We start from the raw sequence: 26,261 nt of genomic DNA on the forward strand, positions 1-26,261 counted from the left end.
CACGATCGGGTCAGTGGGCGCTGAACTGCTCTTCCGTCGGCTGGACCACGTCAGGCCGGACCGGTAGCGCGGGCAGCACGAACCGTTCGCCGTAGGGGTCGGTGACCGCGACCGGCCCGCCGCAGCCGTTCTCGGCGAGGAAGCAGTCGTACCCGGCCCTCGGCAGCTGCCGCCACCGGCCGGGGCACAGGTCGGTGACCCGGACCGTGACGCTCTTCCCGTTCGCGGCCTTGACCAGCACGTACGTACCACAGGCCGCTGAATTCCCGTAGTCGGCCCAGCTCATCGCGACGGTCAGCGGGTCGGGGCTCCTGTCGTACGAGCACGCGCGGCCGCGGCGGCCGGGGTGCCCGCGATGCCGGGCGGGGTCGCGGACCACGACCACGACCGCGACCAGCACCACGAGCACCGCCAACGCGTACGGGGCGGTACGCCTCACCGCCGCACCATGGTCCGCTGCACCGCGATGAACACCAGCAGCAGCACACCGATCACGATCTTCGTCCACCACGAGCTGAGCGTGCCCTGGAACGAGATCAGCGTCTGGATCGTGCCGAGCACCAGCACCCCGGCCAGCCCGCCCAGCACGTAGCCGACACCACCGGCGAGCAACGTCCCGCCGATGACCACGGCCGCGATCGCCTCCAGCTCCATGCCGACGGCGTGCAGGCCGTAGCCCGACAGCATGTACAGGCTGAACAGCAGCCCGGCCAGCGCCGAGCAGAACCCGCTGATCACGTACACGCCGACCTTCACCCGCGCGGTCGGCAGGCCCATCAGCAGCGCGGACGACTCGTTGCCGCCCACCGCGTACACCGTGCGGCCGAACCGGGTGCGGTGCAGCACGTACATGGCGGCGAGCACGACCAGCAGCGCGATCACGACGTTGTAGGTGATCGTCACGCCACCGGGCAGCGGGATGGCGGCGGTCGCGATGTCGCGCAGCGTGCGGTCCTTGATGGACACCGACTCGACGCTGATCAGGAAGCACAGGCCGCGGGCCAGGAACATGCCGGCCAGCGTCACGATGAACGGCTGGATGTCGAACTTGTGGATCACCAGCCCCATCAGCAGGCCCAGCGTCGAGCCGATCACCAGCACCGCCAGCACGACCAGCGGCACCGGCCAGCCCGCGCGCAGCCCCGCCGCGGTGACCATCGTGGACAGCGCCACCACCGACCCGACCGACAGGTCGATGCCGCCGCTGAGGATCACGAACGTCATCCCCGCCGCGAGCACGATCAGGAACGCGTTGTCGATGAACAGGTTCGCGATCACCTGGCCGGACGCGAAGCCGTCGTAGCGCACCGAGCCGATCCCGAAGGAGAGGACGAACAGCACGACGGTCGCGAGGACGGGCAGGAACCGCGACGGCACCCCGCGCACCCCGCCGACGAGCGTGGTCATGAGACGGCCACCTTCCGGAAGCTGAGCGCCGCACGGGCCTTCGGGGCCTGCACCAGGCACACGGCGATGACGACGACCGCCTTGAAGAGCAGCGTGACCTCCGGGGCGACGCCGATCGTGTAGACGGTGGTGGTGAGGGTCTGGATGATCAGGGCACCGAGCAGCGTGCCGGTGAGCGAGTAGCGCCCGCCCGCGAGCGACGTGCCGCCGATGACGACGGCGAGGATCGCGTCCATCTCGATCCACAGACCGGCGTTGTTGGCGTCGGCCGCGCTCACGTTCGAGCTGATCATCAGACCGGCGATGCCCGCGCACACGGCGGCGAACACGTAGACGGTCCAGATGATCGTGCGCGACCGCACGCCGGCCAGCCGCGAGGCCTCCGGGTTCACGCCGACCGACTCGATCAGCATGCCCAGCGCGGTGCGCCGGGTCGCGAACGCCACCAGCCCCAGCACCAGCAGGCTGATCAGGATCGAGATCGGCAGCACGACGAACCCGGCGCCGACCTGGCGGTAGGCGTCGTTGTTGACCGTGACGATCTGCCCCTCGGTGACGAGCATGGCCACACCGCGGCCCGCCGTCATCAGCACGAGGGTCGCGATGATCGGCTGGATGCCCAGCCCCGCCACGAGGAACCCGTTCCACAGCCCGAGCACCGCGCACAGCACGAGCGCGATCGCCATGCCGGCGAACGCGGTGCCCGCCGAGTCGGAGGTTCCGATGTGGACGCACGTGACCGCGCCCGCGATCGCTGCCACCGCGCCAACGGAGAGGTCGATGCCGCGGGTGGCGATCACCAGGGTCATGCCCAGTGCGATCAGCAGGGTCGGCGCGCCGTTCTTGAGCACGTCGACCAGGCCGCCGTAGAGGTGGCCGTCCTGGACGCGCAACGAGAAGAACGACGGCGTGACGACGAGGTTGAGCAGCAGCAGCGCGGCCAGCGCGAGCAACGGCCACAGCAAACGGTTCTTCACGACACCACCTTCTCCGGTGCGGCTCCGCCCGCGATGAGCTCGACCACCTCGTCCACGCCGGTGACCGACCCGTCCAGCTCGGCGATCTTGCGCCGGTCGCGCAGCACCACGATCCGGTCGGCGATGCGCACGACCTCCTCCAGCTCGGCGGAGATGAACAGCACCGCGGTGCCCTCCGCGGCCAGGGTCGTGACGAGCTGCTGGATCTGGGCCTTCGCGCCGATGTCGATGCCCCTGGTCGGCTCGTCCAGGATCAGCAGCCGCGGCTCGGTGACGAGCCAGCGCGCGAGCAGGACCTTCTGCTGGTTGCCGCCGGACAGGGTGCGCACCAGCGCGTCCGGGTTGGCCGGGCGGATGTCCAGCGCCGTCAGGTACTTCTCGACGAGCTGGTCCTTGGTCCTGCGCGACAGCGGCCGGGTCCACCCGCGTGCGGCCTGCATGGCGAGCACCAGGTTGTCCCGGATGGACAGGTCCGCGACCACGCCCTCGCCCTTGCGGTCCTCGGAGCTGAACGCGATGCCGGCGGCGATGGCCGACCGCGGTCCGCGCAGCCGCACGGGCTTGCCGTCGACGAGCACCCGGCCGGAGTCGGCCTTGTCCGCGCCGAACAGCAGCCGGGCGAGCTCGGTGCGGCCGGAGCCGAGCAGACCGGCCAGGCCGACCACCTCGCCCGCGCGGATCTCCAGGTCGAACGGTTCGATGGCGCCGCGGCGGCCGAGGCCCTCCGCGTGCACCAGCACCGGTCCCTCCGGGTGGCGCTGCTCGGCGGCGTCCTCGATGGCCTCCAGCGCGCCGAGGTCGCGGCCGATCATCTGGGCGATCAGCGCCCGCCGGTCGACCTCGGCGGTGAGGTGCTCACCGACGAGGGTCCCGTTGCGCAGCACCGTCATCCGGTCGGAGATCTCGTAGACCTGGTCGAGGAAGTGCGACACGAACAGGATCGCGACGCCCTCGTCGCGCAGCACCCGCATGATGCGGAACAGCTCGGCGACCTCACCGGCGTCCAGGCTGGACGTCGGCTCGTCGAGCACGAGCACCCGGCAGTCGACCGCGATCGCGCGCGCGATGGCCACGAGCTGCTGCACCGCGATCGGGTGCTCGCCGAGGCTGGAGGCCGGGTCGATGTGCACGCCGATGCGGGAGAGGACCTCGGCGGAGCGCTTGCGCATGGCCGGGAAGTCGATGCCGCCGCGCTTGCGGGGTTCGCGGCCCAGCAGGATGTTCTCCGCGACCGTGAGGTTCGCGCAGAGGTTGACCTCCTGGTAGACCGTGCTGATGCCGGCGTGCTGCGCCTCGCCGGGGGAGGAGAACGCCACGTCGGCGCCGGCCAGCACGACCTGGCCGCTGTCGGGGCGGTGCACGCCGGTCAGGGTCTTGATCAGGGTGGACTTCCCGGCGCCGTTCTCGCCCATGAGGGCGTGCACCTCGCCGGGGAACAACCGGAAGTCGACGTCCTGCAACGCCTTCACGCCGGGGAACGCGAGGGTGATGCCCCGCATCTCGACGACTGGCGGCGGTGACTCGGTCATGGCTCAGGCCTTCGTCGCTGAGGTGCGGGACCCGTCGCCACTTGGGCGGAGCGACGGGTCCCGCGGTCTGGTGGGGCGGTGGGTGGTCACGACCGCGCGACCACCCACCGCGTGTGCTGTCCTGCGGCGGGGACCGGGGTCAGTACTGGCGCTGCGGCAGCGCGGTCTTGGCCTGCTCCTGGGTGAACGTGCCCTCCTCGGTCACGACCCTGGCCGGCACCTCCTCGCCCTTGACGACCTTCTTCGCCAGGTCCATCAACTGCTTGCCCAGCAACGGGTTGCACTCGACGATGAAGTTGATCTCGCCGTTGGCCAGCGCGGTCATGCCGTCCTTCACCGCGTCCACGGTGATGATCTTGATGTCCTTGCCGGGCACCTTGCCGGCGGCCTTGATGGCCTCGATCGCGCCCAGGCCCATGTCGTCGTTGTGGGCGTAGACCACGTCGATCTTGGGCTGGGACTTGAGGAAGGCCTCCATGACCTGCTTGCCGCCGGAGCGGGTGAAGTCACCGGTCTGCGAGGCGACGACCTTGATGTCGGACTTGCCGGCGATCTTCTCCTCGAAGCCCTTCTTGCGGTCGATCGCGGGCGCGGCACCGGTGGTGCCCTGCAGCTCGACCACGTTGGTGGGCCCGGAGGCGTTGGCCACCAGCCAGTCACCGGCCTTGCGGCCCTCCTCGACGAAGTCCGACCCGAGGAACGTCTTGTAGAGCGAGGTGTCGTCGGAGTCGATCGAGCGGTCGGTGAGGATGACCGGGATGTTGGCGCGCTTGGCCTCCAGCAGCACGGTGTCCCAGCCGGTCTCGACGACCGGGCTGAACGCGATCACCGACACCTTCTGCTGGATGTAGGACCGGATCGCCTTGATCTGGTTCTCCTGCTTCTGCTGCGCGTCGGAGAACTTCAGGTCGATGCCGGCGGTCTTGGCCTCGTCCTGGATCGACTTCGTGTTGGCGGTGCGCCAGCCGCTCTCGGCGCCCACCTGGGCGAAGCCCATGGTGATCTTGTCGCCGGACTGGCCGGAGGCGGCATCGCCGCCGCCGCTCGAGCCGCCGCACGCTGTCAACGCGAACAGCGCGACCACGCTGGCGGCTGTCGTGATCTTCTTCAGCACTGGGATTCCTCCGGGGTGACGACGGTGTCGCGGAGCTCGACCGCGTGTCCGCGGTTGTCAGGTGGACAACAGTGAACGTTCACATCTGTCGCGTCAAGTCCTTGCCCGTAACGAGTTCGCAGCCCTATGTTAACGCTCACTTCCGAGCAGGGGAGGCAAATCCGTGCCCCGCAAGTCCGTGCCCCGCAAGCACGTGTTGTTGTCCGCCGCTCTCGCCGCCGGTCTGCTGGTCGGCGTGCCGGGTTCGGGCGCCGCCGCGGAGACCGACTACGCGCTCAAGGTCGACGCCACGGCGAAGGGCCCGTCCATCGACGACTCGATGTACGGCGTGTTCTTCGAGGACATCAACCGCGCCGCCGACGGCGGCCTGTACGCCGAGCTCGTGCAGAACCGCTCGTTCGAGTACGACCCCGCCGACAACGCGGGCTACACCGGGCTCACCGCGTGGGCACCGCACAGCGGCACCCTGGACGTGGCCGACGACGCCGGGCGCCTCAACGAGCGCAACCGCCGCTACCTGAAGCTCGGCCTGCCCGCCGGTGTGATCAACTCCGGTTACAACTCCGGCATCGCCGTGCGGGAGGGCCAGCGCTACGACTTCTCCGTCTGGGCCCGCACCGACCAGGCCAGGACCGCGCTGACCGCCACCGTGACCGATCCAGCCGGTGCCCCGCTCGGCGACCCGGTGCGGGTCGAGGTCCGCGGTGACGGCTGGGCGAAGTACACCGGCACCGTCCGCGCCCGCAGGTCCACGACGACCGGCCGGCTGCTCGTCACCGGCGAGGGCACCGGGACGCTGCGACTCGACATGGTCTCGCTGCTGCCGCAGGACACCTTCAAGGGCCACGGCCTGCGTCGCGACCTGGCCGAGAAGGTCGCCGCGCTGAAGCCCGGCTTCGTGCGCTTCCCCGGCGGCTGCCTGGTCAACACCGGCAGCCACCAGGGCTACGACGCGCCGGGCTACGAGCGCCGCCGTTCGTACCAGTGGAAGGACACCATCGGCCCGGTCGAGCAGCGCGCCACGAACTGGAACTTCTGGGGCTACAACCAGTCCTACGGCCTGGGCTACTACGAGTACTTCCAGTTCGCCGAGGACATCGGCGCCATGCCGCTGCCCGTCGTGCCCGCCCTGGTCACCGGCTGCGGCCAGAACCGCGCCACGGACGACCCCGCGCTGCTGCGCCGGCACGTCCAGGACACGCTGGACCTGATCGAGTTCGCCAACGGCCCCGCCGACTCCACCTGGGGCCGCAAGCGCGCCGAGATGGGCCACCCGAAGCCGTTCGGGCTCACGCACCTCGGCGTCGGCAACGAGGAGAACCTGCCCGACGAGTTCTTCGCCCGCTTCACCGAGTTCCGCACCGCGATCAACGCGAGGTACCCGGACATCACGGTCGTCAGCAACTCCGGCCCCGACGACACCGGTGGCGTGTTCGACCGCCTCTGGCAGCTCAACCGGCAGGCCGGCGTGAAGATGGTCGACGAGCACTACTACAACAGCCCGAGCTGGTTCCTGGAGAACAACGCCCGCTACGACTCCTACGACCGCAACGGTCCCAAGGTGTTCCTCGGCGAGTACGCCTCCCAGGACAACAAGTTCTTCAACGCGCTGAGCGAGGCCGCGTTCATGACCGGCCTGGAACGCAACGCCGACGTCGTGAAGCTCGCGTCGTACGCGCCGCTGCTGGCCAACGAGGACTACGTGCAGTGGAAGCCGGACATGATCTGGTTCAACAACCACGCGTCGTGGGGCTCGGCGAGCTACGAGGTGCAGAAGCTGTTCATGACCAACGTGGGCGACCACGTCGTGCCCAGCACCGCGACCGCCACCCCGGCCACCCAGACCCCGATCACCGGCGCCATCGGCCTGTCCACCTGGGCCACCGCCGCGAGCTACGACGACGTGCGGGTCACCGGCGCGTCCGGTGAGGCGTTGTTCGGCGACGACTTCTCCGGCACCGACGCGCAGTGGACGAAGACCGGCCGCGGCGCGTGGAACGTCGTCAACGGCGCCTACGTCCAGTCCGACGCGGCTGCTGAGGACACGCTCGTCACCGCCGGCGACAGGAGCTGGCACGACTACACGCTGAACCTCAAGGCCACCAAGCAGTCCGGCCGTGAGGGCTTCCTCGTCGCGTTCGGCGTCAAGGACACCGGCAACTACTACTGGTGGAACCTCGGCGGCTGGAACAACACCCAGTCCGCTGTGGAGAAGGCCGCCGGCGGCGGCAAGAGCACCCTGCTGACCGACGGCACCCGCATCGAGACCGGCCGCACCTACGACGTGCGGGTCGAGGTCCGCGGCCGGAAGGTCGCGCTGTTCCTCGACGGGCGGAAGTGGGGCGAGTTCACCGACCAGGTCGCCGAACCGTTCCGCCAGGTCGTCACCCGCGACCGCGCCACCGGCGAGCTGGTCGTCAAGGTCGTCAACGCCCAGGACAACGCCGCCCGCACCCGCGTCGACCTCGGTGTCCCGGTGTCGTCCACGGCGCGCGCGACCGTGCTGCAGGGCCGTCCCGACGACGTGAACACCGAGTTCGCCCAGCCGATCAAGCCCCGCTCCGAGCAGGTGCGGGTGGCGAGCAGCTTCACGCACACGTTCCCGCCGAACTCCGTCACCTTCCTCAGGATCAGGAGCCGCTCGTGATCGACCGCCGATCCCTGCTGCGCACGGGCGGCGTGCTCGCCGCGACCGGGGCGCTCGCCTCCGCCGCACCCGCGGCCACCGCCGTCGCCGCCGAACCCGCGGCCGGGCTGCCCACCCGCAACCCGCTCGTCGAACAGCGCGCCGACCCGTTCGTCACACCGCCCACCGACGGCATGTACTACCTCACCGGGTCCGTGCCCGAGTACGACCGGATCGTCGTGCGCGGAGCGTCCACCCTGGACGGCCTGACCGCCGCCCGCGAGCGCACCATCTGGCGCCGTCCGGCCACCGGGAAGATGGGCGGCTACATCTGGGCGCCGGAGCTGCACCGCATCGACGGCAGGTGGTACGTCTACTTCGCTGCCGGTGACAAGGACGACCCGTTCCGCATCCGCACCTATGTGCTGGAGTCCCCGAACGCCGACCCGCGGCTGGACGGCTGGGTGCTGCGCGGCCAGATCACGACACACCTGGACACGTTCACGCTCGACGCGACGACGTTCGCGCACCGCGGCAAGCGCTACTTCCTGTGGGCGCAGAACGAGCCCGCCGTCGGCTCCGGCACCAACCTCTACATCGCCGAGATGGCCTCCCCGCTCGCGTTGCGGACGGCGCCGGTGCGGATCGCCACGCCGACGGCGTCGTGGGAGGTGCAGGGGTTCCGGGTGAACGAGGGGCCGGCGGTGCTCATCCGCAACGGCCGCGTGTTCGTGACGTTCTCCGCGAGCGCCACCGACGCCCGGTACTGCATGGGCCTGCTGACCGCCGACGAGAACGCGAACCTGCTCGACGCGCGGTCGTGGACGAAGTCGCCGAACCCGGTGTTCGCCACGCACGTGCCGACCTCGCAGTACGGGCCGGGGCACAACTCGTTCACCACGGTCGGCGACGTGGACGTGCTCATCTACCACTCCCGCGACTACCGCGACATCAGCGGCGACCCGCTGTTCGACCCGAACCGGCACACCCGTGTGCAGCGGCTGCACTGGAACGCCGACGGCACCCCGTCGTTCGGCGTCCCGGTGGGGGAGGGCGGGCCGATCACGCGGCTGTCGCCGTTGGACTCCCCTGCGCTGACCGTGCGGCACTACGAGTACCGGCTGCGGGTCGACGGCAACGTCCGCGAGCTGGCCGACTCGCAGTTCCGGTTCGTGCCGGGCTTCTCGGGCTCCGGGACGGTCGCGCTGCAGTCGGTGAACTTCCCGGACCGGTACGTGCGCGTCGACGGTGACGTGGTGCGGATCGACCCGTACGAGGACACGGACGCCTACGGCCGTGCGGCGAGCTTCGTCCGGGTTGCCGGACTCGCTGACAGCACGGCGATTTCGTTGAATGTTGGAGCAGATTCTTATCTCATCCACGACCGGGGGAGACTGGTGACCGGCAAACCCGGAAACGACCGCGACGCGCGCCGACGTGCGACGTTTCGGCTCGAATAGCGGTCACAATGGGTGAGCTGTACCAGGACTGACCGGTGTTATCGCTAACATCATCGGTCTAGACCAAGGATCGGAGACCGTTCGTGGACCAGAAGATTTCGCGCGACCCCGCGATGACCGACGTCGCACGACTCGCCGGGGTGTCCCACCAGACGGTCTCGCGCGTTCTCAACAACCACCCCAACGTCCGCGAGCAGACCCGGCTGCGGGTGCAGGCCGCGATCAAGGAGCTCGACTACCGGCCCAACCGCGCGGCCCGCGCGCTGGTCACCGGCAAGACGCAGCTCATCGGCGTGGTGGCGCAGAACTCGACGCTGTACGGCCCGGCCTCGCTGCTGTCCGCCTTCGAGGAGGCGGCGGGCCAGGCCGGGTTCGCGGTGAGCGTCGGCCGGGTCAAGGTGCTCGACCGCGAGTCCATCTCCGCGGCCGTCGAACGCCACCGCGACCAGCGCGTGGCCGGCATCGTGGTGATCGCGCCGAACTCCGGTGCCGCCGACGCGCTGGCGGACGTGCCCGCCGGCGTGCCGCTGGTGACGGTGGACGGCGACCCCGACCGCGCGACGCCGCTGGTCACGGTCGACCAGGCGGCCGGTGCGTTCGAGGCCACCACCCACCTGCTGCAGGCGGGCCACAGCACGGTGTGGCACGTGTCCGGTCCCGCCGACTGGTTCGACGCGGCCGGTCGCGTGCAGGGCTGGCGGCGTGCGCTGGAGTCGGTGGACGCCGAGGTGCCGCCGGTGGTGACGGCCGACTGGAGCGCGGCGTCGGGGTACCGCGCGGGTCAGATGCTCGCGCGGATGCCCGAGGTGACGGCGGTGTTCTGCTCCAACGACCACTTGGCCCTCGGCCTGCTGCGGGCGCTGAGCGAACGGGGCCGGCGGGTGCCGCACGACGTGAGCGTGGTCGGGTTCGACGACGTGCCGGAAGCGGCCTACTTCATCCCGCCGCTCACGACCGTCCGCCCGGACTTCGCCGCGGTGGCACGGGAAACCCTCGGTCTGCTGCTGGAGCAGGTGAGCGACGGCGAGACCGCCCGCCCGCGCCGCACGGTGGCCCCTTACTTGGTGACCAGGGACAGCGTGTCCCCACCCGCCTGACCCCCGCTGCTTCCCGCACGCGGGGACCTTTCGTTCACCAGGAGAGTACGAAAGCTCCCCGCGTGCGGTGGACAGCGCGTGTGACGAGATGTGAGGACCGCCCGCCGGTGGCACACCGGTGGGCGTTTTGTCGTGCGCTCACGGCGGTGGACATCGGTGTTCTTGCTGGGAAATCACGATGTTCGCGGCGCATCTTGACGGCGTGATTGTTAGCGATAACACTCAGGCCGTGACTGACATGACGATCGACCGCGACGCGTGCGTGGTGGGTGTCGACTTCGGCACGCTGTCCGGCCGCGCCGTGGTCGTGCGCGTCCATGACGGCGCCGAGCTCGGCACCGCCGTCCACGAGTACCGCCACGGGGTCGTGGACCAGGTCCTGCCCGCGACCGGCCGTCCGCTGCCGCCGGAGTGGGCCCTGCAGGTCCCGGCCGACTACCTCGACGTGCTGCGCACCGCCGTCCCACAGGCGGTCGAGGCGGCCGGGATCTCGCCGTCCCAGGTGGTCGGGATCGGCACCGACTTCACGGCCTGCACGATGGTGCCGGTCACCGCGGACGGCACACCGCTGTGCGACCTGCCGGAGTTCGCCGGGAACCCGCACGCCTACGTGAAGCTGTGGCGCCACCACGCCGCCCAGGGCCAGGCCGACCGGATCAACGAGCTGGCCCGCACCCGCGGCGAGGCGTGGCTGCCGCGCTACGGCGGCCTGATCTCCTCGGAGTGGGAGTTCGCCAAGGGCCTGCAGGTGCTGGAGGAGGCACCCGAGGTCTACGCGGCGATGGAGCACTGGGTCGAGGCCGCCGACTGGATCACCTGGCAGCTCTGCGGCACCTACACGCGCAACGCCTGCACCGCCGGGTACAAGGGCATCCTCCAGGACGGCGCCTACCCCGGTGAGGACTTCCTCGCCGAGCTCAACCCCGACTTCGCCGGGTTCGTCGCCGACAAGCTCGACCACCCGCTCTCGGCGCTCGGTGACCGCGCGGGCGGGCTCAGCGCCAGGGCCGCGGAGTGGACCGGGCTGCCCGAGGGCATCGCCGTCGCGGTCGGCAACGTCGACGCGCACGTCACCGCACCGGCCGCCCAGGCCGTCGAGCCCGGCCAGATGGTCGCGATCATGGGCACCTCCACCTGCCACGTCATGAGCGGCGCCGTGCTGCGCGACGTGCCGGGCATGTGCGGTGTGGTCGACGGCGGCATCATTCCGGGGCTGTGGGGCTACGAGGCCGGCCAGAGCGGTGTCGGCGACATCTTCGCGTGGTTCCTGCGCAGCAGCGTCCCGCCGGCCTACCACGAGCAGGCCGCCGAACGCGGCATCACCGTGCACGAGCTGCTGACCGAGCTGGCCGCCGGCCAGGCGGTGGGGGAGCACGGGCTCGTCGCGCTCGACTGGCACAGCGGCAACCGGTCCGTGCTCGTCGACCACGAGCTGTCCGGCGTGATCATCGGCCAGACCCTCGCCACCAGGGCCGAGGACGTCTACCGCGCGCTGCTGGAGGCGACCGCGTTCGGCACGCGGGTCATCATCGACGCCTTCACCGACTCCGGTGTGCCGGTGACCGAGCTCGTGATCGCGGGCGGACTGGTCAAGAACGAGCTGCTGATGCAGATCTACGCCGACGTCGTGAACCTGCCGCTGTCGGTGATCGGCTCGGCACAGGGCCCCGCGCTCGGCTCCGCGATGCACGCCGCCGTCGCCGCGGGCGCCCACCCGGACATCCGCAAGGCCGCCGCCGCGATGGGTTCCGTGCGGCGCAACGTCTTCACGCCCGTACCGGAGAACGTCGAGGCGTACGAACGGCTCTTCCTCGACTACCTGGAGCTGCACGACTACTTCGGCCGCGGTGCCAACGATGTCATGCACCGGCTGCGCCAGTACCGCCGCGACGCACTGGAGGGGAAGAGCTGATGTCCGCCACGGCAGAGCTGCGCCGCACGGTCGCCGAGCTGCACCGCGAGCTGACCCGCTACGGGCTGGTGAGCTGGACGGCCGGAAACATCTCGGCCCGCGTGCCCGACCAGGACCTGATGGTCATCAAGCCGTCCGGGGTGTCCTACGACGACCTGGGCCCGCACGCGATGGTCGTGACCGACCTGCACGGCACCCTCGTCCAGGGCGAGCTCGCACCGTCCTCCGACACCGCCGCGCACGCCTACGTGTACCGGCACATGCCGCACGTCGGCGGTGTCGTGCACACGCATTCCCCTTACGCGACGGCGTGGGCGGCGCGCGGGGAGCCCATCCCGTGCGTGCTCACGATGATCGCCGACGAGTTCGGCGGCGACATCCCGGTCGGGCCGTTCGCGCTGATCGGCGACGACTCCATCGGCCAGGGCATCGTGGAGACCCTGAGCGCCAGCCGGTCGAAGGCCGTGCTGATGCGCAACCACGGCCCGTTCACGATCGGCGAGACGGCACGCGCCGCGGTGAAGGCCGCCGTGCTGCTGGAGGACGTCGCCCGCACCGTCCACTTCGCACTCCAGCTCGGCAAGCCCGACGTGATCGAGCAGGAGCACGTCGACCGGCTCTACGAGCGCTACCAGAACGTCTACGGCCAGTGAGCCCAGAAGGAGAGCACATGCCGGACAAGCCCCAGATCTGGTTCCTCACCGGCAGCCAGCACCTCTACGGCCCCGAGACGCTCGACCAGGTGGCCGCGCAGTCGCAGCAGATCCAGCGGATGCTGAGCGACTCCGGCAAGATCAGCGCGGAGATCGTGTGGAAGCCGGTGCTCACCGACTCCGGTGCGATCCGCGCGGTCATGCAGGAGGCGAACAACGACCCGTCGTGCGTCGGGATCATCGCCTGGATGCACACCTTCTCGCCGGCGAAGATGTGGATCACCGGCCTGGACCTGCTGCGCAAGCCGTTGCTGCACCTGCACACGCAGCTCAACGAGGCGTTGCCGTGGTCCACCATCGACATGGACTTCATGAACCTCAACCAGGCAGCGCACGGCGACCGCGAGTTCGCCTACGTGCAGACCAGGATCGGGGTGGCCCGCAAGACCGTGGCCGGGCACGCGAGCGATCCCGTTGTCGCACAGCGGATCGACGGCTGGGCACGGGCGGCGGCCGGTAGCGCGCACATGCGCAACCTGCGGCTGGCGCGGTTCGGCGACAACATGCGCGACGTCGCCGTGACCGAGGGCGACAAGGTCGAGGCGGAGCTGCGGTTCGGCGTCTCGGTCAACACCTACGGCGTCAACGACCTCGTCGCCGTGGTCGACGCGGTGGCCGACGCCGACGTCGACCTGCTCGTCACCGACTACGCCGAGGCGTACCGGCTGGCACCGGAGCTGGCGCGCGGGGGAGAGCGGCACGACTCGCTGCGCTACGCCGCCCGCATCGAGATCGGCCTGCGGTCCTTCCTCGACGACGGCGGGTTCGGCGCGTTCACCACGAACTTCCAGGACCTGGGCGGGCTGCGGCAGCTGCCGGGGCTCGCGGTGCAGCGGCTGATGGCCGACGGCTACGGCTTCGGCGGCGAGGGCGACTGGAAGACCTCGGCCCTGCTCGCCGCCGTGAAGGCGATGGGCACCGGCACCGGGCGCGGCACGTCGTTCATGGAGGACTACACCTACCACTTCGGGCCGGGTACGCCGAAGATCCTCGGCGCGCACATGCTGGAGGTCTGCCCGACGATCGCCACCGCGCAGCCGTCGTGCGAGATCCACCCGCTGGGCATCGGCGACCGGGAGGACCCGGTGCGGCTGGTGTTCGACGCGGCGACCGGGCCCGCTGTCGTGGTCGGCCTGGCCGACCTCGGCGACCGCTTCCGCCTGGTGGCCAACGAGGTCACCGTCGTGGAGCCGGACGAGCCGCTGCCGAAGCTGCCGGTGGCGCGCGCGGTGTGGCAGCCGGCGCCGTCGCTGTCGACGTCGGCGGAGTGCTGGCTCACCGCCGGCGGGCCGCACCACACCGTGATGACCCAGGCGGTCGGAGCGGAGGTGCTGCGGGACTTCGCCCAGATGGCGGCCACCGAGCTGGTGCTGATCGACGCGGACACCACGCCCGCCTCGTTCGTCGACCGGCTGCGCTGGAACCAGGCCTACCACCGCCTGGCCATGGGAATGAGCTGACGGGCGAGGAACTCCGCCAGCTGACGCCACATCGCGACGGGGTTGGAGTACATCGGCAGGTGCCCGCTGTGCGGGACCTCGGCGAGCTCCACCCCGTTCGCGTCCAGCCTCTGCAGGTAGGACAGGCCTGCGCACTGCTCGCCGTACAGGTACATCCGCGGGCAGGGCAGGGCCAGGAACTTCGCGATCAGGTCGCCGTGGTCGGCGAGCTCGACCATCGAGCGGAACACCCCGGCCACGGCACCGCGGCGGATCTTGTGCGGCAGACCCGCGGCGTACAGGCCGCTGCCGTAGTGCGGCGCGTTGCGGGTGCGTTCGGCGAACCGGAAGAAGTGCTCGGCCGGGTCCGGTGCCATCAGCGCCTGTCGGCTCAGCAGGCAGTCCTCCGGTGCGAGCACGCCCTTGATGTTCACGAAGCTCAGCACCCGCCGCGGTAGCCGGTGCGCGAGCAGCAACCCGGTGAGCCCACCGGTGGAGTGCCCCACCAGGTGGAACCGGTCGATGCCCACGTGGTCGAGCACCGCGTGCGCGGCGTCCACCAGGAACGGGATGTCGACGGCGGTGAGGTCGGCGCACTCGGTGGCGCCGCTGCCCGGTGCGTCGTAGGCGAGGAACGCGCGCCCGGCGAAGTCGTGCCGCTGGGTGATGTCGAGGTAGTCCTCCTTGCTCGTGCCGAAGCCGTGCAGGAAGACGATCGGCGCGTCAACCCCTTCGCGGCGCACGGACGCCACCGCCAGGTCCACCCCGCGAACGCGCAGCGGGAGCTGTTCGTGCACGACGTTGTCTGCCGGCGGCATGGCGGTTCCCCGATCGTCGCAGGTGCGGTCTGCGCAACGAGCAGTGAGCATGCCATTGCACTGTGAACGCTCACAAGTGGTTGAACCCTTCACGACGGTGATCCGTATTCCGCTGTGCCGGCAGAAGAGCAGTCCACCACAGTCGTGAGGTTCGAATATGTCGAGAGCACATGCACGACCGGAACGGGGCAAGCGCCGGCTGATCGCGGGCATCGCGGTGGCGGGCACGCTGACGGCGGTCACGGCCGCCGTCGCCTTCGCGGCCACCGGGTCCGGTGACGGCAGCCAGTCGATCGCCTGCCCGCAGCCGGTCGTCCCGGCGGTCCCCGCACAGGCGCAGGCCGAGGTGCAGCGCGAGCTGGTCAACCTGGACAAGCAGATCGCCGAGGCGAACGAACGACTCCGCACCTCCGCGGGCCAGGGCGGCCCGAACTTCGTGCAGAACGCGATCCTCGGCCCCTTGGCGAGCAAGCGCGTCGCCGCGCTCAACCGGATCGAGACGGCGATCGGCCGCGTCGCCGACAAACCGGAGGGCCTGGAGCGGTTCGCGAGCTGCGGACTCGGCCAGGCACCCGCGGTCGGCCCGGCGCCCGTCACGACCACGCGGGCGAACGCGGGCAACGGCAACAACAACGGCGGCAACAACAACGGCGGCAACAACAACGGCGGCGGGAACAACGCGGTCGCCGGTGCGATCGCGTGCCCGGCACCGGCCGTGCCCGACGTACCTGCCGCGGCACGGGCCGAAGTGGACCGCGAGCTCGCGAACCTCGACAGGCAGATCGCCGAGGCGAACGAGCGGTTGCGCACCTCGGTGGGCCAGGGCGGTCCTAACTTCGTGCAGAACGCGATCCTGGGTCCGTTGGCGGACAAGCGGGTCGCGGCTCTCAACCGGATCGAGACGGCGATCGGCCGCGTGGCCGTGAAGCCGGAGGGCCTGGAGCGCTTCGCCACCTGTTCGCTCAGGTGACACCTCTCCTCGGGGGTGTGCGTCTCCGGGGGTCCTGTCGAACGGGTGCGGTCCCGTTCGACAGGACCTTGACGTCCCGTGAGCGGCCTCGGTGGTTGTTAGCGTGAACATCGCGCGTTCAACGCAGAACCGATGACCAGAACGCTCGCTCTGCTGGCCGCGTCCGCGGTCAGTCTGTCCACTGTGGCCGGTGCTGCTACCGCACCCGTTCCGCGCAGGTAGTCCACTCCGAACGGTCGATTGAACCGGCGGGGCGAACCCCTGGGGTTGTCGATGGTTGAACGACAACAGGGGTTGTGGTGACGCGCAGGAGTTTGCTCGTGGTCTTGGCACTGCTCACCGGAGCGTGCACGGCGGAACTGCCCACAGCACCACCGCCCTCGCTCGTCAACGAGGAGACGATCTCCCGGGGCGTGCTGCACCACGTGCGGGACGTGCTCGACCCCAGGACGGTCGAGCTGGCCGACGGCACGACGGTGCGCGTGGCCCAGCTGGCGCCACCGGCGGACTGCTGGGCGGAGGCGGCGCTCGCGTTCGCGCGGACGACGCTGCTGGCCGGGCGCGGTGCGGGTCGACTTCCTCAGCGGCGGCGTCAAGATCGTGCTGGCGGACGGCGCCGACTACGCGCAGCTCGCGGTGCGGCAGGGTGTGCTGCGGGCCCAGGACGTGGACGGCGGCCCGCTGCTGGCCGCCGAGTCCCAGGCCGCAGCCGCAGACCTCGGCCTGTGGGGCGAGCCGTGCAACGGGCTCGACCTCGTCCCCAGCCCCGGACCGGTACCGCCCCCTCCGCCCGCGGTGGGCGCCACGGCACCGGCACCCACCGCGGTCGTGCCGCCGCGTCCGGCCCCGGCACCGACGACGACGGTCCCGCCGCGACCACCTGCCAGGGTCTGTGCCGTCGCCTACCGGGTCACCGGCCAGTGGCCCGGCGGGTTCCAGGCCGGCGTGACCGTGCGCAACACCGGCACCCGGCCGGTCAACGGCTGGACGCTGCGGTGGACCTTCGGCGGCGGGGAGTCGGTGACGGGCATGTGGAACGCGACCGCGCGCCAGTCCGGTTCCACCGTGCACGCCGCCAACGCGAGCTACAACGCGCAGCTCCCGGCCGGCGGCACGGTCGTCATCGGCTTCATCGGCTCCACCCGCGGCGGTACCCCCGTTCCCGGCGCTTTCACGCTGAACGGCGAGAGCTGCACCGCGGAGTAGGTCGTCAGGCGCTCTCGCGCACCACCAGGGTGGAGGGGTAGAAAGTGGCGGTGCCCGTGTCGTGGCGGTCGAGCACGGCCTGTGCCGCTGCCGCCGCGATCTGCTCCACCGGGTGCGTCGAGGTGGTGAGCGCCGGGCGGCTCAGGCACGCGAAGGCGATGTCGTCGAACCCGGCGACCGCCACGTCGCCCGGCACCCGGACGCCGAGCGCGTGCAGTCCGTCGAGGACACCCAGCGCGGTGAGGTCGCTGAGCGCGAACACCGCGTCGGTGTCCGGCCAGCGCGCCATGATCTCGACGGCCGCCTCGGCACCGCGGGCGGCGGTGAAGTCGCCGGGGACGACCCTGGGTTCGCCGCCGCAGGCGTCCACCACCCGCCGGTAGGCCGCCACGGCCCGGTCCCCGCACGGCAGCCACGACGGACCGGTGACCATCGCGATCCGCTGCCGGCCGGTGTTCGCCAGGTGCCGCACGACGCCCTCGGTGCCGGTGCGGTTGTCGACGTCGAACGACGGCACGTGCCGCGTGCCGACCCCGATCGCGGCGACCCGGCCGCGCAGGGACCGCGGCACCGCGTCGAGCGCGGACTGCGTCGGGTTCACCACGAGCAGCCCGCCCAGCCCGCGGGTCTCGGCGAGCCGCGCGAGCGACGCCGGATCGTGCAGGGGCAGCCAGTGCAGGGACACGCCGACCTCGCGTTCGGCGGCGGTGTGCGCGGCGGTGGTGAGGACCCGGCCGACGTACGGGTCGTCGAGCACGGCGGCGGTGTGGCCGATGACCGCGATGGCGAGCCGGGTCCCGCTGCGGCTGGCCAGTGCGCGGGCGGCGGCGTCGGGCACGTAGCCCAGCATCGCCACGGCGGCGGCCACCCGGTCGCGCGCCTGCCGGGAGGCGGCGCCCTGCCCGGTGACCACGCGGGAGGCGGTGGCCCTGGACACGCCGGCGGCGCGGGCCACGTCGTCCAGTGTCGGGGTGTGTTGTCCCGTCATCTCCGCAGTATTGCGGTGGAAGCGCTTCCACGTGTGGGGTGTGGCTTTGTGGATCGAGAAAGGAGAACCGGATGACGCTCACGGTGACACGCGGGCAGGTCCGCGCGGCCGCAGCGGGGGTCGCGGTGACGTTCGGGCTCAACGGCGTGGCCGTGGCGACCTGGTTCGCCCGCGTGCCCGTCGCCCGCGAGGCGCTCGGGCTGACCGCGGGTGCGCTCGGACTGCTGCTGTTGTCGATGTCGGCGGGCGCGTTCCTCGCGATGCTCACGGCGGGGGAGGTGACCCACCGGCTCGGCCCGCGGCGGACCGTGGTGCTGTCGGCGGCCGTGGTGAGCACCGGCCTCGCGGTGGCGGGTGCGGGAATCGGGGCGGTCCCGTCGGTCGCGCTGACGGCGATCGGGATCTTCGTGCTCGGCTACGGCTCGGGCACCTGCGACGTCGCGATGAACGTCGAGGCCGCCGAGGTGGAACGCGCGCTGGGCAAGACGGTGATGCCCCGGTTCCACGCGATGTGGAGCCTTGGCACCGTGGCCGCGGCCGGTCTCGCGTCCCTGGTGGCGTGGCTGCTGCTGCCGGTGACCGCGCACCTGCTCGTGGTGGCGGCGGTCGTCGCGGCCGGCACCCTGCTGGCAGCGCGGACCTACCGCTTCGCGGGCGAGCCAGAGCACGGCACCGGCAGCGGCGTCCTGGCCGCGTGGCGCGAACCCCGCACGCTGCTGGTCGGCGCACTGGTGCTGGTGCTCGCGTTCACCGAGGGCACGGCCAACGACTGGGTCGCGGTGGCGTTCGTCGACGGCTACGACTTCGACCCCGGCACCGGCGCGCTGGTGTTCGGCGTGTTCGTGACGACCATGACCGCGGGCCGGATCGCCGGCACCGTCGCGCTCGACCGGTGGGGCCGCGTGCCGGTGCTCGTCGTGACGATGCTGCTCGCCGCGGCCGGCGTGACCCTGGCGGTGTTCGCCGGCTCACCCGGGTTGGCCATCGCCGGTGTCGCGGTGTGGGGGCTGGGCACCGCGCTCGGGTTCCCGGTCGGCATGAGCGCCGCGGCCGACGACCCGGCGCACGCGGCGGCCAGGGTCAGCGTGGTCGCGGTGATCGGCTACACGGCGTTCCTCGCGGGTCCGCCGCTCGTCGGGTTCCTCGGCGACCACGTCGGGGTGCTGCGCGGGTTGCTGGTCGTGCCGCTGTTGCTGCTGCCCGCGCTGGCTTTCGTGCCCGCGCTGCGACCGCTGCCGCAGTCAGTCCCGGAGGAGGTCAGCCGCTAAACCCTGGCCAGAAGTCTCGCCCGCCCCCTTCCCCTCCTTGCAGACGCCAGTGGAGCAAGGTCGGGAATGCGGGGCGCTGAAGGCACAACAGCTGGCAACCTGCTTGGACGAGCAACCGCGCAGAGCCCGTCCCGCCGCTGCCTGGCACCGGTGGGACGGGCTCCTTGCTGTGCGGCACATTCCTCCGGGGCAAATGCGGTTCGACGACATTCGATTCGAAGGAACGTCGAACGCCCCACCTCTTCGTCGAATGAATTCACTTCGTTGACGTGCGCCGGAAACGAGCGCAATACTCGCTTCACGCTTGTGTACGTCGTTCAAGAATGTGAATCAGTCGATCGAGAGGGCATTCCCCGATGCGGCTTTTCGTTGGTGCGGTGGTTGTGGCGTGCCTGGGTACCGGGGTGGTGGGCGTGCCCGCGCAGGCCGGCCACGACCCGGCCCGGCAGGTGTTGCCCGCCGGTGACGGCTGGGCGTCCAGCGGGCCCGGCACGACCGGTGGTGCCGCGGCACCCGTCGGTCACGTGCACGAGGTGCGCACGCGGGCGGAGCTCGTCGCGGCGCTCGCGGCACCCGCGCCGCGGATCGTCAAGGTCAGGGGCGTGATCGACGCGAACACCGGTGCGGACGGGAAACCGTTGCGCTGCACCGACTACGAGACCGGCGGCTACACGCGGGCCGGGTACCTCGCCGCCTACGACCCGGCGGTGTGGGGCTGGGAGCGCGAGCCGGAGGGACCGCTGGAGGACGCGCGGGTCGCGTCGGCCAAGCGGCAGGAGGCGGCCATCGCGCTCGACGTCGGCTCCGACACCACGATCATCGGCGTCGGGCGCGGCGCCGGGATCACCGGTGGCAGCCTGCGGATCCACGGGGTGCGCAACGTGGTCGTGCGCAACCTGACCTTCCGCGACACCCACGACTGCTTCCCGCAGTGGGACCCGACCGACACCAGCCCCGGCGCGTCCCCCGGCAACTGGAACTCGCTCTACGACTCGGTGTCGCTGCAGCGGTCCGAGCACGTGTGGGTGGACCACAACACGTTCACCGACGAGCCGAACCTCGACAGCGCCGCTCCGCTCCACTTCGGACGGCCCTACCAGGTGCACGACGGGCAGCTCGACATCACCACCGGCAGCGACCTGGTCACGGTGTCCCGCAACGTGTTCGCCGACCACGGCAAGACGATGCTGATCGGCTCGTCGAACACCTCCACCACCGATCCCGGCAAGCTGCGCGTCTCGGTGCACCACAACGTGTTCCGCAACGTCCAGGAACGCGCGCCCCGCGTCCGGTTCGGGCAGGTGCACGTCTACAACAACCTCTACGAGGGCGAGCAGGTCTACAGCTGGGGCGTGGGCGTGCGGTCACAGCTGTACGCGCAGAACAACTTCATCCGCGGCATCGCGCCGGAGGAGGTCGTTCACAACTGGGGCGGCACCGCGCTCACCGACACCGGCAACCTGGTCGACGGCCGGCCCGTCAGCCTGGTGGCCGCGCACAACGCCGCGTTCCCGGACAAGCAGCTCGGCACCGACGCCGGCTGGACCCCGGCGCTGAACCGCGGCCTCGAACCCGCGCACCGGGTCCGGCACCTCAGGGCCGGCGCCCAGCCGGCGGGGCACCACCTCGTCGTCGGCCAGGGCTTCGCGACCGTGCAGGCCGCGATCGACGCGGCACCGGCGGGCGGTGTGGTCACCCTGCCCCAGGGCGTCTACCGCGAGGTCGTCAAGGTTCCCGCCACCAAGCGCGGCCTGACCCTGCGCGGCGCCACCGGACGTGCCCAGGACGTGGTGGTCGACTTCGACAACGCCAGCGGCACCAAGAAACCCGACGGCACCACCTACGGCACGACCGGCAGCGCCACCGCCACCATCGCCGCCGACGACTTCACCGCGCGCGACCTCACCTTCAGCAACTCCTTCGACCGCGCGAAGCACCCGGAGATCACGGCCACCCAGGCCGTGGCGGTCAAGGCCACCGGCGACCGGATGCTGTTCGACCGCGTCCACTTCCTGGGCCACCAGGACACGCTCTACGCCGACACCGCCGCCGTGGGCACGAAGGCGCGGCAGTACTACCGGGACTGCGCGATCACCGGCGACGTCGACTTCCTGTTCGGCCGCGCCACCGCGGTCTTCGAACGCGCCACCATCACCGCGCTGAACCGCGGCGGGGACCCGAACGGCTACGTCACCGCCGCCAGCACCCGCCGCGACAACCCGTACGGCTTCCTCGTGGTCGACTCGAAGATCCGCAGCGACGCCCCGGCCGGCACCTACTACCTCGGCCGCCCGTGGCACCCCAGCGGCGACCCGGACGCGATCGCCCAGGTCGTCATCCGCAACACCGAGCTGCCCGCCGCGATCAAGCGCACGCCGTGGACGGACATGTCCGGCTTCCCGTGGCGCGGCGCGCGGTTCGCCGAGTACCGCAACACCGGCCCCGGCGCGGGCACCGGTGCCGACCGGCCGCAGCTCACCGACGACCAGGCGCGGCAGTACACGAAGAGCGCCTACCTGGGCGGGTGGAACCCCGCGTGAGGTCCCGCACCTGGGCGCCCTACGCCCTGATCGCCCCGACGCTCGTGCTGATGCTCGTGTTCCTGGTCTACCCGATCGCGAGCGTCGGGTGGTTCAGCCTGCGCCAGCACACCGTCACCCAGCCGTGGAAGAACGGCTTCATCGGCTTCGAGAACTTCCGCCGCATGCTGTTCGAGGACCAGCTGTTCTGGCAGAGCCTCGCCTTCAGCGCGAAGTGGGTGTTCGTCGAGGTCGGCCTGCAGCTGGTGCTGGGGCTGGTCCTCGCGCTGATCGTGAACGAGACGTTCGTCGGCCGTGCGCTGGCCCGCTCGCTGGTGTTCTCGCCGTGGGCGGTGTCCGGTGTGCTCACCACCGGCATCTGGATCCTGCTCTACAACCCCTCGACGGGCATCTTCCAGCAGCTCGCCCAGTGGGGCATCGGCGATCCCGGCACGTCCGTGCTCGGCGACCCGGCGACCGTGTTCCCCGCGACCGTCGTCACCGAGCTGTGGCGCGGGGTGCCGTTCTTCGCGATCCTGCTGCTCGCCGACCTGCAGACCATCCCGAACGACCTCTACGAGGCCGCCTCGGTCGACGGTGCCGGGCGGTGGCGGCGGTTCGTGAGCGTCACCCTGCCGCACCTGCGCGACGCGATCGTGCTCTCGACGCTGCTGCGCGCGGTGTGGGAGTTCAACAACGTCGACCTGATCTACACGCTCACCGGTGGTGGCCCGGCGAACCAGACCACCACGCTGCCGCTGTACGTGGCGCGCAAGGCCGTCGACTCGCACGACTTCGGCTACGGCTCCGCGCTCACGATGGCTGGCTTCGTGATCCTGCTGTTCTTCTCCATCCTCTACCTGAGGCTGTCCAAGTTCGGGAGCCGGGCATGACCCAGACCCTCGTCCGCCCGGAGGTGGCCCTCGACCCGCCGCCACCACCGCCCAGGCGCCGCAGGCAGCGCGACCCGAGCCGCTACTTCCGGCTGCACCTCCCGCTGGTGCTCTACCTGCTGTTCACGCTGATCCCGTTCTACTGGATGCTCGTCTTCGCGTTCCGGCCCGCGGGGGAGACCGCACTGGTGCCGTGGCCGATCACGTTCGAGCACTTCGACACGGTGTGGAACGGCATCGGGTTCGGGTTGTTCTTCCAGAACAGCCTGATCATCGCCGTCGGCACCCTGGTCGTCGTCACGGTGTTCGCGCTCATGGGCGGCTACGCGCTGGCGCGGTTCAGGTTCCGCGGCCAGCGGGTGTTCCTCCTGGCACTGCTGTGCACGCAGTTCATCCCCGGCGCGATGCTGCTGATCCCGCTGTTCGTGATCTTCAAGGGCGCCGGCCTGCTCAACAGCCTCACCGGTCTGGTCATCGCCGACACGGCGTTCCAGCTGCCGCTCGCCCTGATCCTGATGAGCGGTTTCGTGCGCAACGTGCCGGTGGAGCTCGAAGAGGCCGCGATGGTCGACGGCTGCACCCGGCTGCGTGCGTTCTTCGCGGTGACCCTGCCGCAGCTGCGCCCCGCACTCGTGGCCGTCGGGTCGTTCGCGTTCATCGGTGCCTGGAACAACTTCCTGTTCGCGCTGATGTTCGCGAGCAAGCAGGACAAGTTCACGCTGCCGGTCGGGTTGAGCTACGCGCTCGGCGAGTTCAACACCGACTTCGGTGCGCTCGCGGCGGGTGGCGTCGTCGCCGCGGTGCCGGTCGTTCTGGTCTTCGCCGTGGTGCAGCGGTTCCTGGTGCAGGGGCTGAGTGCCGGCGCAGTGAAGGGATAGAGGAGAGAGATGAGAGCACTGCTGGTCGCGCTGGCACTCCTGCTCGGCGCGTGTGCCGGAGCCCAGGACGACAAGACGACGATCACCTTCTGGGACAACAACGGCGGTCCCGGCCGCACGCCCATCTACCAGGAGCTGATCAAGCGCTTCGAGGCCGCGAACCCGGACGTCGAGGTCGAGTACGTCGGCATCCCCAGCTCGTCGGTGCAGCAGAAGTACGACACGGCCATCGCCGGCGGCTCCACACCGGACGTCGGCGGTGTCACCACGTCCTACCTCGCGCACCTCGCGGGGCAGGACGCACTGGAGCCGGTCGACGAGCGGCTGGAGGGCAGCTCGCTCAAGGGCAAGCTGATCCCGGGGCTGCTGGAGACCGTGCGGCAGACGTCGTCGGACGGCAAGCTCTACGCCGTTCCCGCGTCGGGCAACATGGACGTCGTCTGGTACCGGTCGGACCGGTTCGAGGAGAAGGGGATCACCGAGCCGGTCACCTGGGACGAGCTCGTGCAGGCCGCCATCAAGCTCACCGACCCGGCGGCCAACCAGTACGGGTTCACCATCCGCGGCGGTGCCGGGTCCGTCTTCCAGCTGCTGTCCGAGGCCTACTCCTACTCCGGTGTCGAGAAGTTCTACGACGGCGGGAAGAGCACGGTGGCCGACCCGCGCAACGCCGAGCTCGTGCGCAAGGTCGCCGACCTCTACAAGAAGGCGACGCCCGAGGCCGACGTCAACAACAACTACACGCAGATGGTCGCCCAGTTCACCGGTGGCACGGTCGCGATGATGCACCACAACCTCGGGTCGACCGCGGACGTCATGAAGACGCTCGGGCCGGAGCGGGTCGCCGCGATGCCGCTGCCGAAGGGGCCGTCGGGCAAGCGGACGGTGGTGCCGAACCCGACCGACGGGTTCGCGGTGTTCAAGGGCGGCAAGAACACCGACGCCGCGTGGCGGTTCGTCGAGTTCCTGGTGTCCGCGGAGAGCAACGGTTACTGGAACGAGAAGGTCGGGCAGATCCCGGCGAACACCGACGTGCGCGGCGCCGAGTGGATTCAGAAGAACCCGGCCGTGAAGATGGCGCTCGGCGTGCTGGAGGACCCGGCGACCGTCCTCGTGCCGGCACCGGTGCACCTGCCGGAGTACTCCTCGATCACCAAGACCGACACCGAGCCGCTGTACCAGAAGGTGCTGCTCGGCCAGATGCCCGCGCAGGAGTTCCTCGACCAGCTCGCCGCCAAGCTGACGACCGCCCAGCAGGACTGGGAGAAGCGCAAATGATCGACCGGGTCGCGGTGCGGACGTTCACGACGACCGCGTGCACGTCCGTCGACGCGGAGGGGCACCGGCACCCGGCGCCCGAGCACGAGGTGACCGAGGCGCTGCTGGAGATCACCGACACCGACGGCGTGACCGGGTACTGCCAGGTGCAGCCGGACCAGCTGCGCCCGGCCGTGCTGGACAAGCACGTGCGGCCGGTGCTGCTCGGGCAGGACCCGTGGGACCGCGAGAAGCTGTGGCGGTTGCTGGCCCGGCGGCAACGCGGCGCGCACGGCGGGTTCACCGACCGGGCGCTCGGGTTCGTCGACCAGGCGCTGTGGGACCTGGTGGCACGGCGGGCGGAGCTGCCGGCGTGGCGGCTGGCCGGTGGCGCCCGCGACCGGGTGCCCGCCTACGCCAGCACGATGTGCGGTGACACCGGCGGCCTCGCGACGCCGGGCGACTACGCCGACTTCGCGAAGCAGCTCGTGGCGACCGGGTACCGGGCGATCAAGCTGCACACGTGGATGCCGCCGGTACCGGGTGCGCCGAGCGTCGCGCGGGACGTCGAGGCGTGCCGGGCGGTGCGGGAGGCCGTGGGACCGGACGTCGAGCTGATGCTCGACGCGAGCCACTGGTACTCGCGCACCGAGGCGCTCAAGCTCGGCAGGGCGTTGGAGGAGCTGGACTTCTACTGGTTCGAGGAACCGATGGAGGAGGCCTCGATCAGCTCCTACCGCTGGCTCTCAGAGCAGCTGGCGATCCCGGTGATCGGCCCGGAGGTCGCCTGGGGCAAGCACCTCACCCGCGCCGAGTGGATCACGGCCGGCGCGTGCGACGTGCTGCGCGCGGGCCCGGCCGGGTCCGGTGGCATCACGCCGGTGCTCAAGACCGTGCACCTGGCAGAGGCGTTCAACATGGACTGCGAGGTGCACGGCAACGGCAGCGCGAGCCTGACCGTGCTCGGTGCCACCGACGCGGGCCGGTGGTACGAACGCGGCCTGCTGCACCCGCACGTGGACTTCGACCGGGTGCCACCGCACCGCAACTCCATTCCCGACCCACTCGACGAGGACGGCACGGTCGCGTTGTCCGCGTTACCGGGAATCGGTGACGACTGGAATTCGGAGTACATCGGAGTTCACACCCTTGAAGTGTGGTGAGAAATCGGTGCCCCGGCATTTCGCCGG

Annotated in this window: 21 protein-coding genes; 14 read left to right on the plus strand and 7 right to left on the minus strand. The window is 70.7% G+C overall.

The window, feature by feature from the left end; all coding sequences use genetic code 11:
- Window positions 1-10: 10 nt before the first annotated feature.
- The 5 genes from ACZ7CF_RS22130 to ACZ7CF_RS22150 form a co-directional block, all read right to left on the minus strand.
- Window positions 11-439 carry a hypothetical protein gene (locus ACZ7CF_RS22130; protein ID WP_470370444.1) on the minus strand — a complete coding sequence of 143 codons (429 nt, stop codon included), beginning with the start codon at window positions 437-439 and terminating at the stop codon, window positions 11-13.
- Window positions 436-1,407 carry a galactofuranose ABC transporter, permease protein YjfF gene (gene yjfF / locus ACZ7CF_RS22135; protein ID WP_360389474.1) on the minus strand — a complete coding sequence of 324 codons (972 nt, stop codon included), beginning with the start codon at window positions 1,405-1,407 and terminating at the stop codon, window positions 436-438. Before yjfF ends, ACZ7CF_RS22130 begins: the two co-directional genes overlap by 4 nt.
- Window positions 1,404-2,384 (minus strand): ABC transporter permease, encoded by a 981-nt coding sequence (locus tag ACZ7CF_RS22140; protein WP_458431811.1) that lies wholly within the window; start codon window positions 2,382-2,384, stop codon window positions 1,404-1,406. The genes yjfF and ACZ7CF_RS22140 overlap by 4 nt, the downstream gene beginning before the upstream one ends.
- Complete coding sequence (locus ACZ7CF_RS22145; RefSeq protein ID WP_470370445.1) at window positions 2,381-3,913, minus strand: sugar ABC transporter ATP-binding protein; 1,533 nt, start codon at window positions 3,911-3,913, stop codon at window positions 2,381-2,383. Before ACZ7CF_RS22145 ends, ACZ7CF_RS22140 begins: the two co-directional genes overlap by 4 nt.
- 139 nt (window positions 3,914-4,052) lie before the next feature.
- Window positions 4,053-5,027: an ABC transporter substrate-binding protein gene (locus tag ACZ7CF_RS22150; protein WP_360389466.1), complete on the minus strand. Its 975-nt coding sequence runs from the start codon at window positions 5,025-5,027 to the stop codon at window positions 4,053-4,055.
- A 163-nt stretch (window positions 5,028-5,190) separates the two neighbouring features.
- Between ACZ7CF_RS22150 and ACZ7CF_RS22155 the strand changes: the two genes are divergently transcribed.
- The 6 genes from ACZ7CF_RS22155 (at window position 5,191) to araA (ending at window position 14,295) form a co-directional block, all read left to right on the plus strand.
- Complete coding sequence (locus ACZ7CF_RS22155; protein ID WP_360389463.1) at window positions 5,191-7,674, plus strand: alpha-L-arabinofuranosidase C-terminal domain-containing protein; 2,484 nt, start codon at window positions 5,191-5,193, stop codon at window positions 7,672-7,674.
- On the plus strand, window positions 7,671-9,113 hold the full coding sequence (locus ACZ7CF_RS22160; protein ID WP_360389460.1) for a family 43 glycosylhydrolase: 1,443 nt from the start codon (window positions 7,671-7,673) through the stop codon (window positions 9,111-9,113). Before ACZ7CF_RS22155 ends, ACZ7CF_RS22160 begins: the two co-directional genes overlap by 4 nt.
- Before the next feature lie 113 nt (window positions 9,114-9,226).
- Complete coding sequence (locus tag ACZ7CF_RS22165; RefSeq protein WP_458434383.1) at window positions 9,227-10,210, plus strand: LacI family DNA-binding transcriptional regulator; 984 nt, start codon at window positions 9,227-9,229, stop codon at window positions 10,208-10,210.
- Between the two features lie 238 nt (window positions 10,211-10,448).
- Window positions 10,449-12,122, plus strand: coding sequence for a ribulokinase (araB, locus tag ACZ7CF_RS22170; protein ID WP_470370614.1), 1,674 nt, complete (start codon window positions 10,449-10,451; stop codon window positions 12,120-12,122).
- On the plus strand, window positions 12,122-12,775 hold the full coding sequence (locus ACZ7CF_RS22175) for an L-ribulose-5-phosphate 4-epimerase (protein WP_360389454.1): 654 nt from the start codon (window positions 12,122-12,124) through the stop codon (window positions 12,773-12,775). Before araB ends, ACZ7CF_RS22175 begins: the two co-directional genes overlap by 1 nt.
- A 17-nt stretch (window positions 12,776-12,792) precedes the next feature.
- Window positions 12,793-14,295 (plus strand): L-arabinose isomerase, encoded by a 1,503-nt coding sequence (gene araA / locus ACZ7CF_RS22180; protein WP_360389452.1) that lies wholly within the window; start codon window positions 12,793-12,795, stop codon window positions 14,293-14,295.
- Here araA and ACZ7CF_RS22185 read toward each other — a convergent pair.
- On the minus strand, window positions 14,265-15,092 hold the full coding sequence (locus ACZ7CF_RS22185; RefSeq protein WP_470370446.1) for an alpha/beta fold hydrolase: 828 nt from the start codon (window positions 15,090-15,092) through the stop codon (window positions 14,265-14,267). The genes araA and ACZ7CF_RS22185 overlap by 31 nt on opposite strands.
- A gap of 157 nt (window positions 15,093-15,249) precedes the next feature.
- Between ACZ7CF_RS22185 and ACZ7CF_RS22190 the strand changes: the two genes are divergently transcribed.
- Window positions 15,250-16,062, plus strand: a complete 813-nt coding sequence (locus tag ACZ7CF_RS22190; protein ID WP_470370447.1) for a hypothetical protein — start codon at window positions 15,250-15,252, stop codon at window positions 16,060-16,062.
- 564 nt (window positions 16,063-16,626) lie between these two features.
- Window positions 16,627-17,268: a cellulose-binding domain-containing protein gene (locus tag ACZ7CF_RS22195; protein ID WP_470370448.1), complete on the plus strand. Its 642-nt coding sequence runs from the start codon at window positions 16,627-16,629 to the stop codon at window positions 17,266-17,268.
- 4 nt (window positions 17,269-17,272) lie between these two features.
- Here the strand turns inward: ACZ7CF_RS22195 and ACZ7CF_RS22200 are convergent, their stop codons facing one another.
- Window positions 17,273-18,256, minus strand: a complete 984-nt coding sequence (locus tag ACZ7CF_RS22200) for a LacI family DNA-binding transcriptional regulator (RefSeq protein WP_470370449.1) — start codon at window positions 18,254-18,256, stop codon at window positions 17,273-17,275.
- 71 nt (window positions 18,257-18,327) lie between these two features.
- Between ACZ7CF_RS22200 and ACZ7CF_RS22205 the strand changes: the two genes are divergently transcribed.
- From ACZ7CF_RS22205 to ACZ7CF_RS22230, 6 genes are all read left to right on the plus strand, one after another.
- Window positions 18,328-19,524, plus strand: a complete 1,197-nt coding sequence (locus tag ACZ7CF_RS22205; protein WP_470370450.1) for an MFS transporter — start codon at window positions 18,328-18,330, stop codon at window positions 19,522-19,524.
- 356 nt (window positions 19,525-19,880) lie between these two features.
- Window positions 19,881-22,064, plus strand: a complete 2,184-nt coding sequence (locus tag ACZ7CF_RS22210) for a pectinesterase family protein (RefSeq protein WP_470370451.1) — start codon at window positions 19,881-19,883, stop codon at window positions 22,062-22,064.
- Window positions 22,061-22,936 (plus strand): carbohydrate ABC transporter permease, encoded by an 876-nt coding sequence (locus ACZ7CF_RS22215; protein ID WP_470370452.1) that lies wholly within the window; start codon window positions 22,061-22,063, stop codon window positions 22,934-22,936. Before ACZ7CF_RS22210 ends, ACZ7CF_RS22215 begins: the two co-directional genes overlap by 4 nt.
- Window positions 22,933-23,814: a carbohydrate ABC transporter permease gene (locus ACZ7CF_RS22220; RefSeq protein WP_360389429.1), complete on the plus strand. Its 882-nt coding sequence runs from the start codon at window positions 22,933-22,935 to the stop codon at window positions 23,812-23,814. Before ACZ7CF_RS22215 ends, ACZ7CF_RS22220 begins: the two co-directional genes overlap by 4 nt.
- 9 nt (window positions 23,815-23,823) lie before the next feature.
- Window positions 23,824-25,092 carry an ABC transporter substrate-binding protein gene (locus tag ACZ7CF_RS22225; RefSeq protein WP_470370453.1) on the plus strand — a complete coding sequence of 423 codons (1,269 nt, stop codon included), beginning with the start codon at window positions 23,824-23,826 and terminating at the stop codon, window positions 25,090-25,092.
- Window positions 25,089-26,234: an enolase C-terminal domain-like protein gene (locus tag ACZ7CF_RS22230; protein WP_360389423.1), complete on the plus strand. Its 1,146-nt coding sequence runs from the start codon at window positions 25,089-25,091 to the stop codon at window positions 26,232-26,234. The genes ACZ7CF_RS22225 and ACZ7CF_RS22230 overlap by 4 nt, the downstream gene beginning before the upstream one ends.
- Window positions 26,235-26,261 lie beyond the last annotated feature (27 nt).

The organism is Lentzea sp. NPDC036955 (genome assembly GCF_055608005.1).